The organism is Pseudomonas sp. HS-18, from assembly GCF_020401845.1.
Taxonomy (GTDB): domain Bacteria; phylum Pseudomonadota; class Gammaproteobacteria; order Pseudomonadales; family Pseudomonadaceae; genus Pseudomonas; species Pseudomonas nitroreducens.
This window is the reverse complement of record NZ_CP084413.1, coordinates 431,630-442,563: the sequence shown is the minus strand read 5'-3', so window position 1 is coordinate 442,563 and position 10,934 is coordinate 431,630. Positions and strand designations below refer to the sequence as shown.

At 66.8% G+C, this 10,934-nt stretch carries 11 protein-coding genes and 1 pseudogene; 4 read left to right on the top strand and 8 right to left on the bottom strand.

Going from position 1 to position 10,934, the window contains the following annotated elements; translation table 11 throughout:
* Positions 1 to 182 precede the first annotated feature (182 nt).
* The 3 genes from LDJ84_RS02080 to LDJ84_RS02070 all read right to left on the bottom strand — a co-directional run bounded on the left by LDJ84_RS02080 (position 183) and on the right by LDJ84_RS02070 (position 1,719).
* A complete protein-coding gene (locus LDJ84_RS02080; RefSeq protein ID WP_065086238.1) occupies positions 183 to 989 on the bottom strand; it encodes a thiazole synthase in 807 nt (268 codons plus the stop codon).
* Between the two features lie 60 nt (positions 990 to 1,049).
* The gene (gene thiS / locus LDJ84_RS02075; RefSeq protein ID WP_024766770.1) at positions 1,050 to 1,250 is read right to left on the bottom strand and encodes a sulfur carrier protein ThiS; all 201 of its coding nucleotides are present in this window, start codon (positions 1,248 to 1,250) and stop codon (positions 1,050 to 1,052) included.
* Positions 1,251 to 1,350: 100 nt separating this feature from the next.
* Positions 1,351 to 1,719 carry a DUF423 domain-containing protein gene (locus LDJ84_RS02070; protein WP_024766771.1) on the bottom strand — a complete coding sequence of 123 codons (369 nt, stop codon included), beginning with the start codon at positions 1,717 to 1,719 and terminating at the stop codon, positions 1,351 to 1,353.
* Between the two features lie 32 nt (positions 1,720 to 1,751).
* Between LDJ84_RS02070 and mtgA the strand changes: the two are divergent.
* A pseudogene (gene mtgA / locus LDJ84_RS02065) lies at positions 1,752 to 2,475 on the top strand (monofunctional biosynthetic peptidoglycan transglycosylase).
* Here the strand turns inward: mtgA and LDJ84_RS02060 are convergent.
* From LDJ84_RS02060 to ftsY, 5 genes are all read right to left on the bottom strand, one after another.
* Positions 2,472 to 3,089, bottom strand: coding sequence for a hypothetical protein (locus LDJ84_RS02060; RefSeq protein WP_226045837.1), 618 nt, complete (start codon positions 3,087 to 3,089; stop codon positions 2,472 to 2,474). The pseudogene mtgA and the gene LDJ84_RS02060 overlap by 4 nt on opposite strands.
* 94 nt (positions 3,090 to 3,183) lie before the next feature.
* On the bottom strand, positions 3,184 to 4,038 hold the full coding sequence (gene rpoH, locus LDJ84_RS02055) for an RNA polymerase sigma factor RpoH (protein WP_024766773.1): 855 nt from the start codon (positions 4,036 to 4,038) through the stop codon (positions 3,184 to 3,186).
* Between the two features lie 109 nt (positions 4,039 to 4,147).
* Entirely contained in the window at positions 4,148 to 5,158 is a 1,011-nt protein-coding gene (gene ftsX / locus LDJ84_RS02050) for a permease-like cell division protein FtsX (protein WP_024766774.1), read from the bottom strand.
* On the bottom strand, positions 5,158 to 5,829 hold the full coding sequence (gene ftsE / locus LDJ84_RS02045; protein ID WP_017520095.1) for a cell division ATP-binding protein FtsE: 672 nt from the start codon (positions 5,827 to 5,829) through the stop codon (positions 5,158 to 5,160). Before ftsE ends, ftsX begins: the two co-directional genes overlap by 1 nt.
* Complete coding sequence (ftsY, locus tag LDJ84_RS02040) at positions 5,826 to 7,250, bottom strand: signal recognition particle-docking protein FtsY (protein WP_065086236.1); 1,425 nt, start codon at positions 7,248 to 7,250, stop codon at positions 5,826 to 5,828. Before ftsY ends, ftsE begins: the two co-directional genes overlap by 4 nt.
* 191 nt (positions 7,251 to 7,441) lie before the next feature.
* Here ftsY and LDJ84_RS02035 point away from each other — a divergent pair, with 191 nt between their 5' ends.
* The 3 genes from LDJ84_RS02035 to rsmD are packed head-to-tail and all read left to right on the top strand — an operon-like array spanning position 7,442 to position 10,930.
* A complete protein-coding gene (locus tag LDJ84_RS02035; RefSeq protein WP_024767426.1) occupies positions 7,442 to 8,812 on the top strand; it encodes a M16 family metallopeptidase in 1,371 nt (456 codons plus the stop codon).
* A complete protein-coding gene (locus LDJ84_RS02030; protein WP_226045836.1) occupies positions 8,805 to 10,322 on the top strand; it encodes a M16 family metallopeptidase in 1,518 nt (505 codons plus the stop codon). The genes LDJ84_RS02035 and LDJ84_RS02030 overlap by 8 nt, the downstream gene beginning before the upstream one ends.
* Positions 10,322 to 10,930: a 16S rRNA (guanine(966)-N(2))-methyltransferase RsmD gene (gene rsmD / locus LDJ84_RS02025; protein ID WP_038803493.1), complete on the top strand. Its 609-nt coding sequence runs from the start codon at positions 10,322 to 10,324 to the stop codon at positions 10,928 to 10,930. The genes LDJ84_RS02030 and rsmD overlap by 1 nt, the downstream gene beginning before the upstream one ends.
* Positions 10,931 to 10,934 lie beyond the last annotated feature (4 nt).

Below are 10,934 nucleotides of genomic sequence, written 5' to 3'. Positions count from 1 at the left end.
ACACGCGGGCCGGTTGCTTCTGGCAAACCGGCCCGCGCGTCGGTGTCTATTAAATGCCTGCCAACGATCTCGCGAGCTAGAGCGGAACTAGGCGAAAAGTGGGGCGGGAGCGGAGTTTACACGCAGTAAATGAGCATCCCGAACCACTTTTCAACGACGTTCCGCCGACGCGCAGCAGATCGTTAGTTGATCAGGCCCGTCATCGGCGACGACGCGCTCGCGTACAGCTTGCGCGGCATGCGGCCGGCCAGGTAGGCCAGGCGGCCGGCGACGATGGCGTGCTTCATGGCCTCGGCCATCATTACCGGGTTCTGCGCGTGGGCGATGGCGGTGTTCATCAGCACGGCCTCGCAGCCCAGCTCCATGGCGATGGTGGCATCCGACGCAGTGCCCACGCCGGCATCCACCAGCACCGGAACGGTGGCTTCTTCGAGGATGATGCGCAGGTTGTACGGGTTGCAGATGCCCAGGCCCGAGCCGATCAGGCCGGCCAGCGGCATCACCGCGATGCAGCCGATCTCGGCCAGCTGGCGGGCGATGATCGGGTCGTCGCTGGTGTACACCATGACGTCGAAGCCGTCCTTGACCAGCACCTCGGCGGCCTTGAGGGTTTCGACGACGTTGGGGAAGAGGGTCTTCTGGTCGGCCAGGACTTCCAGCTTGACCAGGCTGTGGCCATCCAGCAGCTCACGGGCCAGGCGGCAGGTGCGCACGGCCTCGACGGCGTCGTAGCAGCCGGCGGTGTTCGGCAGGATGGTGTAGCGATCCGGCGGGATCACGTCCAGCAGGTTGGGCTCGCCCGGGTTCTGGCCGATATTGGTACGGCGCACCGCTACGGTGACGATCTCGGCGCCCGAGGCCTCGATGGCCACTCGGGTCTCTTCGAGGTCCTTGTACTTGCCGGTGCCGACCAGCAGGCGCGAATGGTAGGTACGGCCAGCCAGGGTGAAGGGCTTGTCGACCGGCAGGTTGGAGGAAGCTTGGCTCATCGGATCACTCCTCAGGAAATGTGAAAGCTTTGCGGGGCCTGAAAGATGTAGCGACGGGCTCTAGCCGCCGCCGATGGCATGCACCACTTCCACCTGGTCGCCTTCGCTCAGGGCGGTGGCGGCGTGCTGGCTGCGCGGCACGATGTCCTGGTTGAGCTCGACCGCGACACGCTTGCCGGTGAGGTCGAGACGCTCGAGCAGGTTGGCGACGGTCTGGCCGGCGGGCAGCTCGAAGGGTTCGCCATTCAACTGAATACGCATGGGCGGGACGGTCGTTGCTGGAGGGGGTCGCATTCTAGCCCGATCGCGGCGGATGACCAAGGTATCCGGGCGTCGCACTCGGGCTTTTCTGACATCCGGGTCAACCCAGCTGGAAGGCCGCCACCAGCAGCAGCGCCCAGCCGATGAGGAAGAACAGTCCGCCGATCGGCGTAATGATGCCCACGCTCAGGCCCGCCAGGGTCAACAGGTAGAGGCTCCCGGAGAACAGCAGGATGCCGACGGTGAATGCCCAGCCGGCAAGGCTGATGAGGGTGCCGCCGATGTGCGCGGTGAGCAGCGCCACGCCGAACAGCGCCAGGGCGTGCAGCATCTGGTAGTGCACGCCGGTCTGGAACACCGCCAGGTACTCGGGCGTAAGCTTGTTCTTCAGGCCGTGGGCGGCGAAGGCGCCAAGGGCGACCCCGGTGAAACCGAAGAACGCGGCGAGCATCAGGAAAGTGCGCAGCATGGGACAGCTCCAGACAGGTGAGTATCGCTATAATGGCCCGCTCATCCGCCCAGGCAAAGCCTCCGCATGCGCAACGCCCTCCGCCGCCTGTCAAAGATCGCGCTCTGGTTCGTCGCCATCAGCGTGGCGCTGGTCATCGTCCTGCGCTGGGTGCCGCCGCCGGGGACCATGGTGATGGTCGAGCGCAAGGTCGAGTCCTGGTTCAACGGCAAGCCCATCGACCTGCAGCGCAGCTGGCGCTCCTGGGACGAACTGCCCGACAGCCTCAAGCTCGCGGTGATCGCCGGCGAGGACCAGAAGTTCGCCGAGCACCACGGCTTCGACCTGCCGGCGATCCAGAAGGCGCTGGCGCACAACGAGCAGGGCGGCAAGGTCCGCGGCGGCAGCACCATCAGCCAGCAGGTGGCGAAGAACGTCTTCCTCTGGACCGGCCGCAGCTGGGTGCGCAAGGGCTTCGAGGCCTGGTTCACCCTGCTGATCGAGACCTTCTGGTCCAAGCAGCGGATTCTCGAGGTCTACCTCAACAGCGTGGAATGGGATGCCGGCGTGTTCGGCGCCCAGGCCGCCGCCCAGCACCACTTCGGCGTGGACGCCAAGCGCCTGTCGCAACAGCAGGCCAGCCTGCTGGCTGCCGTGCTGCCCAACCCGCGCAAGTGGAGCGCCGGCAAGCCCGGCCCCTACGTGCGCCAGCGCGCCTCGTGGATTCGCCAGCAGATGTGGCAGTTGGGCGGTAGCGAGTATCTCGGGCGCCTTTAAGGCGTCGTCTCCGACACCTTGAGGGTGTTGCGCGGGACCACGCGGATCCATTGCAGCGTGCCATCGCGATGCAGCAGCGTCATGCCCTTCTCCGGATAGACCCAGGCCTCGCCACCCTCCACCTGCAGGCGCAGGCGCGGGTCGCCCAGGCTCACCGCCAGGCGCCCGACTGCCAGGTCTTCCTGGGGCGCCAGCGCCAGTTCGGAGACCGGCTTGTTGCCCAGCTGACTCATCAGCTCGGCGCTCAGCGGCTGGTCCTTGCTGGTCGGCTGCATGCCGGTGGCCTTGGCCAGGCTGGCATGCTCGGCCTCGCTCAACGCCAGCTCCGCCTCGACATGCCAGGGCCCTTCGTCCGTCACCAGGCGGCCACGGTAATGCAGTTGCGGGCCGTCCTGGCTGGCAGTCAGCCACAGCTCGCCGGGCTGCAGGCCCTGCAGATCACTCAGGCTCAGGTGGTCTTCAGCCAGTGGCTCGAAGACTTTTTCCTTCCAGTCATTGAACCACTGCGGCGGCTTGGGCGGTGCCGACGTGCGGGCGACCCAGGTGCCCAGGCCGAAAGCCAGCAGGGCGATGACCAGGAAAAACATCCCGTGGACGGGACGCAGGCGCGGCATGGGACTCTCCAGACTCTGGACAGAGAATGACCGGACAGAAAAAAACCGCACCAGGGTGCGGTTCTCGGTCTCAACGGGAGCGCATCGAAGCCGGTCAGGCTTCGATGCGGCCCTTGAGTTTGTTCATCGCGTTCTTTTCCAACTGACGAATCCGCTCGGCGGACACGTTGTACTTGGCCGCCAGATCGTGCAGCGTCGCCTTCTCCTCGGCCAGCCAGCGCTGGTAGAGAATGTCGCGGCTGCGCTCGTCCAGGCCTTCCAGCGCCTCGTGCAGGCTGGCGGTGGAGCTGTCGCTCCAGTCCGCTTCTTCCAGCTGGCGCGCCGGATCGTAGCGATGGTCTTCCAGATAATGCGCCGGGGACTGGTAGGCACTCTCGTCGTCGGCGTCCGCCGCCGGGTCGAAGGCCATGTCCTGCCCGGTGAGACGGCTTTCCATCTCGCGGACTTCGCGGGCCTCGACACCGAGGGTTTCCGCGACGCGGTGCACTTCGTCATTGCTCAGCCAGGCCAGTTTCTTCTTCTGGCTGCGCAGGTTGAAGAACAGCTTGCGCTGCGCCTTGGTGGTCGCGACTTTCACGATCCGCCAGTTGCGCAGGATGAACTCGTGGATTTCCGCCTTGATCCAGTGCACGGCGAACGACACCAGGCGCACACCCATTTCCGGGTTGAAGCGCTTCACGGCCTTCATCAGGCCGACGTTGCCTTCCTGGATCAGATCGGCCTGGGCCAGGCCGTACCCGGAATAACTCCGGGCGATGTGCACAACAAAGCGCAGGTGCGCCAGAACCATTTGCCGTGCCGCTTCCAGATCTTGCTGGTAGAAGAGGCGTTCGGCCAGTTCGCGCTCCTGCTCCGGCGTCAGCAGCGGAATGCTGTTCACCGAGTGCACGTAGGCTTCCAGGTTCGCACCGGGAGCCAGGGCATAGACAGGTTGCAGAGAAGTGGTCATGCGAATCCTCCGATTCACGAAACTCGCGCAGTGTAGCACTGCGAAATCTGACTGCAAGCGGCTGTAAAAGTTCCTTTACACCCGCTTAACCCCAGCAAAATCAGGGGTTTCAGCGCGGCGCCAGCTCGCGCAGGTGGCGCGCCACGGCCAGCCAGGCGCCGATCCAGCCCAGCAGCACCGCGCCCACGGTCAGCGACAGGCCATCGTCGACCGGAACGCCGGCCAGGCCGAAATCGCTGCCGTACAGCCCGGCCAGGTTGACCACCGAGCTGTTCAGCCAGTCCAGCCCGAAGGCCAGCAGGGCCCAGGACAGGATGCCCGCGCCCAGGCCATACAGCGCGCCCATATAAAGGAAGGGGCGGCGCACATAGCCGTCCGTCCCGCCGACCAGCTTGATGACTTCGATTTCGTTACGGCGATTTTCGATGTGCAGGCGGATGGTGTTGCCGATCACCAGCAACAGCGTCAGCACCAGCAGGATGGTCAGGCCGAAGACGAAGCGATCACCCAGCTTGAGGATCGCCGACAGCCGCTCAACCCAGACCAGGTCCAACTGCGCCTGTTGTACACCGGGCAACTCCGACAACCGTTGACGCAAGGCATCCAGCTGGGCCTTGTCGATCTGCTTGGGCGTCACCGAGATGACCGCCGGCAGCGGGTTGTCCGGCAGCTCCTTGAGCGCCTCGCCAAGCCCGGACTGCTCCTGCAGCTCTTTCAGCGCATCGTCACGGCTGATCAGCTGTGCCTCGATCACATCGGGCATCTTCTCGATCTGCTCGCGTAGGTCCTGACCCTGGGCCTCGCTGGCCTTCAGGTCGAGGAACAGGGAGATCTGTGCGGCGCGCTGCCAGGAGCCGCCGAGGCGCTCGACGTTGTTGAGCAGCAGCGACAGGCCCATGGGCAGGCTCAGGGTAATGCCCATCACCAGGCAGGTGAAGAAGCTGCCGAAGGGGTGGCTGACCAGGCGGTGCAGGCTGTCCATCAGGCTGGCGCGGTGGTTTTCCGCGTAGGCCGAGAGGGAGGCGCTGTGGTCCTGGTGCTCGTTGTCGTCCGGGCGCTCGCGCGTGTTGCGCGTCGGGGTGCCTTCTTCGTCGCCGCGGGGCAGGTCATTGGCGCTCATCAGGCGTTCTCCTCACGGTCGGCGATGATGCGGCCGCGCTGCAGGGTGATCATCCGGTGGCGCATGCGCGCGATCAGCGCCAGGTCGTGGCTGGCGATCAGCACGGTGGTGCCCAGGCGGTTGATATCTTCGAACACGGACATGATTTCCGAGGCCAGGCGCGGGTCGAGGTTACCGGTCGGCTCATCCGCGAGCAGCAGCGCCGGGCGGTGCACCACAGCGCGGGCGATGCCGACGCGCTGCTGCTGGCCGGTGGAAAGGTCGGACGGACGGTCCTCGGCCTTCTCCTTCAGATTTACCCGGTCCAGCGCCGCTTCTACGCGGTAGGCGATGTCCGCCTTGGGCAGGCCGAGGATCTGCATCGGCAGGGCAACGTTCTCGAACACGCTGCGGTCGTCCAGCAGCTGATGGTTCTGGAACACCACGCCGATCTGCCGGCGCAGGAAGGGAATCTGCGCGGTGGAGATGCGCGAGACGTCCTGCCCGCCGAGCAGCAGCTTGCCCGAGGTGGGCCGTTCCATCGCCAGGATCAGGCGCAGCAGGGTGCTCTTGCCGGCGCCGGAGTGGCCGGTGACGAACATGATCTCGCCGCGCGGCACGCGGAACGAAATCTCGTGCAGGCCGACATGGCCGTTGGGGTAGCGCTTGCCAACCTGCTCGAAACGGATCATGCGATTTCCCGGGTCTCGAAGAGTGCACGGACGAAAGCATCGGCTTCGAAGGTTCGAAGATCGTCGATCCCTTCGCCGACACCGATGTAGCGGATCGGCAGCTCGAACTGCTTGGCCAGGGCGAAGATCACCCCGCCCTTGGCGGTGCCGTCCAGCTTGGTCAGGGCCAGGCCGGTCAGCTCAACGGCGTTGTTGAACTGCTTGGCCTGGTTGATGGCGTTCTGCCCGGTGCCGGCATCCAGCACCAGCAGGACTTCGTGGGGGGCCGTCTGGTCCAGCTTGCCGATCACGCGGCGCACCTTCTTCAGCTCTTCCATCAGGTTGTCCTTGGTGTGCAGGCGGCCGGCGGTGTCGGCGATCAGCACGTCCACGCCACGGGCCTTGGCGGCCTGCACGGCGTCGAAGATTACCGAGGCGGAGTCCGCGCCGGTGTGCTGGGCGATCACCGCGATGTTGTTGCGTTCGCCCCAGACCTGCAGCTGCTCGACGGCGGCGGCGCGGAAGGTGTCGCCGGCGGCGAGCATGACTTTCTTGCCGTCCTGCTGCAGCTTCTTGGCCAGCTTGCCGATGGTGGTGGTCTTGCCCACGCCATTGACGCCTACGACCAGGATCACGTAGGGCTGCTTGTCCGCCTTGATGGTCAGCGGCTGCTCGACCGGGCGCAGCAGGGTGGCCAGCTCTTCCTGCAGGGCCTTGTACAGCGCCTCGCTGTCGGCCAGTTCCTTGCGCGCGACGCGCTTGGTCAGGTTCTGCACGATGGCGGTGGTGGCCTCGACGCCGACGTCGGCGGTCAGCAGGCGGGTTTCGATTTCGTCCAGCAGGTCGTCGTCGATGACCTTCTTGCCCAGGAACAGGCTGGCCATGCCCTCGCCGAGGCTGGCGCTGGTCTTCGACAGGCCCTGTTTGAGGCGGGCAAAGAAGCCAAGCTTGGAAGTTTCTGCAGCGGCAGGCCTGGGTTGCGGCTCGGGCTGCGGGGCAGGTTCGGGCTCCGGCTGGGCAACCACGAGGGGCGCTTCGGCGACCGGCTGCGGTTCGGCGGGAGCGGCGGCGGGCGCAGGCTCGACCAGCTGCGGAGCCGGTTCTGGCTCGACCGGCTGCACGGCCGGCTGCGGCGCCTCGGCAATCACCGGCGGCTCGGCTGGCGGCGCAGGCTGGACCAGTGGCTCCACCGGAACGCTGGCCGGCACCACGTCGAGCACCGGCTCGGGGGTCGGCTCGACGCTCGGCGCAAGCGGCTCGGCCTGGGCGGCGGGCGCTGGTTCGGCGGCAGGAGCAGGCTCGGCGACAACCGGTTGTTCTACCGGCTGCTCGGTTTCGGCGGCAGGTTGCTCCGCGGCCTGCGGCTTCTTGCGCAGCCAGCCGAACAGACCCTTCTTCTCCCCGGCTGGCGGGGCCTTCTTGTCGTCGTTGGAACCAAACATGTAGGGATCGAATCTCTAGGGGACGCCACGAAAGACAGGCAGCAAAAAGCCTCGAAACAGCTTTGCGAAGCCCTGAACGTGGCCGCCCGGAAAACGGATGGGTATCCTAGCATCTCCTCGCCCGCCGGGGTTAAGAGGCTGGCCGCCAGCCTGCATAGACCCCGCGGACAGCCCGAAAGGTTCAGTCCACGATGAAAACCCTTGCACGCCGCCACGCCGGCCTGCTGCTCGGTTCCCTGTTGCTGCCGCTGATGGCCGTTGCCGCCGAACCACAGCCCACCCACGAATACACCCTGGACAACGGCCTGAAGGTCGTCGTCCGCGAGGACCACCGCGCGCCCGTGGTGGTCTCCCAACTCTGGTACAAGGTCGGTTCCAGCTACGAGACGCCCGGCCTCACCGGCCTCTCCCACGCCCTGGAGCACATGATGTTCAAGGGCAGCCGCAAGCTCGGCCCCGGCCAGGCATCGCTGGTGTTGCGCGACCTCGGCGCCGAAGAGAACGCCTTCACCACCGACGACTACACCGCTTATTACCAGGTGCTGGCCCGCGACCGCCTGCCGGTAGCGCTGGAGCTGGAAGCCGACCGCATGGCGCACCTCGCCCTGCCGGCCGACCAGTTCAAGAGCGAGATCGAGGTGATCAAGGAAGAACGCCGCCTGCGCACCGAGGACAAGCCCAGCGCGCTGGCCTTCGAGCGCTTCAAGGCCGCCGCCTATCCCGCCAGCGGCTACCGCACGCCGACCATCGGCTGGATGGCCGACCTGCAGCGCATGACCATCGACGACCTGCGCCACTGGTACCAGGCCTGGTACGCGCCGAACAACGCCACCCTGGTGGTGGTCGGCGACGTGACCGGCGATGAAGTCAAAGCGCTCGCGCAGAAGTACTTCGGCGAGATTCCAAAACGCGACCTGCCCGCCGCGCGCAAGCCGCTGGAGCTGGCCGAGCCGGGCGAGCGCCGCCTGAAGCTGCATGTGCGCACCCAGCTGCCCAGCCTGATCATGGGCTTCAACGTGCCGACCCTGGGCAGCAGTGACGACTCCCGGCAGATCAACGCCCTGCGCCTGATCTCGGCGATCCTCGACGGCGGCTACAGCGCCCGCCTGGCTTCGCGACTGGAGCGCGGCGAGGAAATCGTCGCCGGCGCCTCGGCCTCCTACGACGCCTTCCCCCGCGGCGACGGTCTGTTCTTCCTTTCCGCGACGCCCAATGTGCAGACCGGCAAGACCCTCGACCAGGTCGAAGCCGCGCTGTGGAATCAGCTGGAAGACCTCAAGCAGAACCCGCCGAGCAAGGAAGAACTGGAGCGCGTCCGCGCCCAGGTCATCGCCGGGCTGGTCTACGAGCGCGACTCCATCGCCGGGCAGGCCAGCACCATCGGCGAACTGGAAAGCGTCGGCCTCGGCTGGCAACTGGCGGACAAGGACCTGGAAGCCATCCAGGCCGTCACCGCCGACGACATCCAGAAAGCCGCCCGCACCTACTTCACCCGCTCCCGCCTGACCCTTGCCCAGGTCCTGCCGGAAGTCGCCACCGACAAGGAGCCGCGCCATGAGTGAACGCAATGGCCTGCGCTACGGCCTGGTCGGGCTGATCGTCATCGCGCTGATCGCCGGACTGGTGCTGTTCGTTTCCCGTCCCGCCGCCGAGCCCGAAGCGACCGCGCCGGCGCCCGCCCCTGCACAACCAGCTGCCGCCGAAAACGCCGCGCCCACCGGCCTGCAATCGCTGGCCGAAGCCGCCGGCAAGGCGCCCAGCCACCGCAAGCTGAACATCCAGCAATGGCAGACCGCCGAAGGCGCCCGCGTGCTCTTCGTCGAAGCCCATGAACTGCCGATGTTCGACCTGCGCCTGACCTTCGCCGCCGGCAGCAGCCAGGACGGCGACACCTACGGCCTGGCCATGCTGACCAACGCCATGCTCAACGAAGGCGTGCCCGGCAAGGACACCAGCGCGATTGCCGCCGGGTTCGACGACCTGGGCGCCAACTTCGGCAACGGCTCCTACCGCGACATGGCGGTGGCCAGCCTGCGCAGCCTGAGCGAGCCGGCCAAGCGCGACGCAGCGCTGGCACTGTTCGACCAGGTGATCGGCCAACCGACCTTCCCCGAAGACGCCCTGGCGCGCATCAAGAACCAGGTCATGGCCGGCTTCGAATACCAGAAACAGAACCCCGGCAAGCTGGCGGGCCTGGAACTGTTCAAGCGGCTCTATGGCGATCATCCGTACGCCCATTCCAGCGACGGCAACGAAAAGTCGGTGCCCAAGATCAGCGTCGCCCAGCTGCGCGCCTTCCACCAGAAAGCCTACGCCGCCGGCAACGTGGTCATTGCGCTGGTCGGCGACCTGACCCGCGAGCAGGCCGAAGCCATCGCCGGCAGCGTCTCCAAGTCACTGCCCAAGGGTCCCGCCCTGCCCGCGCCGGGCGAGCCGCAGACGCCCAAGGCCGGCGTCACCCACATCGAGTTCCCCTCCAAGCAGACCCAGCTGATGCTGGCGCAGCTGGGCATCACCCGTAACGATCCGGACTACGCCGCGCTCTACCTGGGCAACCAGATCCTCGGTGGCGGCGGCTTCGGCACGCGACTGATGGACCAGGTGCGCGAGAAGCGCGGCCTGACCTACGGCGTGTACTCCGGCTTCACCGGCATGCAGTCGCGCGGGCCGTTCACCATCGGCCTGCAGACCCGCGCCGAAATGAGCGAAGGTACCCTCAAGCTGGTGCAGGACATCGTCCGCGACTACCTCGACAAGGGCCCGACGCAGAAGGAACTGGACGACGCCAAGCGCGAGCTGGCCGGCAGCTTCCCGCTGTCCACCGCGAGCAACGCCGACATCGTCGGCCAACTGGGCGCCATCGGCTTCTACAACCTGCCGCTGGATTACCTGGAAACCTTCCTCAGCCAAGTCCAGGGCCTGAGCGTGGAGCAGGTGAAGGAAGCGATGCGCCGCCACCTCGACCCGGACGCCTTCGTCATCGTCACCGCCGGCCCCACCGTGCCGCAGCAACCGCTGCCGCCGCCCACCGACAAACCCGCCGCGCAACCCGCCGGCGTACCGGAGCACTGATGAGCAAACGACCCGGCGGCGCCCCGCGCGCCGCACAGAAGCCTCACGGCGGCCAGGGCCAGCTGCGCATCATCGGCGGCGAATGGCGCAGCCGGCGCTTCGCCTTCCCCGACGGCCCGGGCCTGCGCCCGACGCCGGACCGGGTGCGCGAGACGCTGTTCAACTGGCTCGCCGCCTATGTCCCCGGCGCCCGTGTGCTCGACCCCTTCGCCGGCAGCGGTGCGCTGTTCCTCGAAGCGCTATCGCGCGGCGCCAGCGCAGGCCTTGCGCTGGATACCAACGGCGACGCCGTGGCCGCGCTGCGCAGCACGCTCGACACGCTCAAGTGCGGCAACGGCCAACTGTTGATGACCGACTCGCTGCGCTACCTCGATGCCCCGGCTTCGCAAGCCTTCGACCTGGTCTTCCTCGACCCGCCCTTCCACCAGGACCTGCTGCAGAACGCCTGCCGCCTGCTGGAAGAGCGCGGCTGGCTGGCCAAGGACGCGTGGATCTACACCGAAAGCGAAGCCGTGCCCTCCAGCCTCGGCCTACCGGGCAACTGGCGGCTGCATCGGGAAAAGACAGCCGGCTCGGTGCATTACGCGCTGTGGCAACGGGAGGACTGAACCG

What these genes read in the sequence shown, in the direction of transcription:
- ftsE (WP_017520095.1), bottom strand. Translation starts at nt 5,829, where the DNA reads ATGATCCGTTTCGAGCAGGTTGGCAAGCGCTACCCCAACGGCCATGTC.
- LDJ84_RS02080 (WP_065086238.1), bottom strand. Translation starts at nt 989, where the DNA reads ATGAGCCAAGCTTCCTCCAACCTGCCGGTCGACAAGCCCTTCACCCTG.
- ftsX (WP_024766774.1), bottom strand. Translation starts at nt 5,158, where the DNA reads ATGAGCGCCAATGACCTGCCCCGCGGCGACGAAGAAGGCACCCCGACG.
- LDJ84_RS02070 (WP_024766771.1), bottom strand. Translation starts at nt 1,719, where the DNA reads ATGCTGCGCACTTTCCTGATGCTCGCCGCGTTCTTCGGTTTCACCGGG.
- LDJ84_RS02035 (WP_024767426.1), top strand. Translation starts at nt 7,442, where the DNA reads ATGAAAACCCTTGCACGCCGCCACGCCGGCCTGCTGCTCGGTTCCCTG.
- rpoH (WP_024766773.1), bottom strand. Translation starts at nt 4,038, where the DNA reads ATGACCACTTCTCTGCAACCTGTCTATGCCCTGGCTCCCGGTGCGAAC.
- thiS (WP_024766770.1), bottom strand. Translation starts at nt 1,250, where the DNA reads ATGCGTATTCAGTTGAATGGCGAACCCTTCGAGCTGCCCGCCGGCCAG.
- LDJ84_RS02060 (WP_226045837.1), bottom strand. Translation starts at nt 3,089, where the DNA reads ATGCCGCGCCTGCGTCCCGTCCACGGGATGTTTTTCCTGGTCATCGCC.
- rsmD (WP_038803493.1), top strand. Translation starts at nt 10,322, where the DNA reads ATGAGCAAACGACCCGGCGGCGCCCCGCGCGCCGCACAGAAGCCTCAC.
- ftsY (WP_065086236.1), bottom strand. Translation starts at nt 7,250, where the DNA reads ATGTTTGGTTCCAACGACGACAAGAAGGCCCCGCCAGCCGGGGAGAAG.
- LDJ84_RS02030 (WP_226045836.1), top strand. Translation starts at nt 8,805, where the DNA reads ATGAGTGAACGCAATGGCCTGCGCTACGGCCTGGTCGGGCTGATCGTC.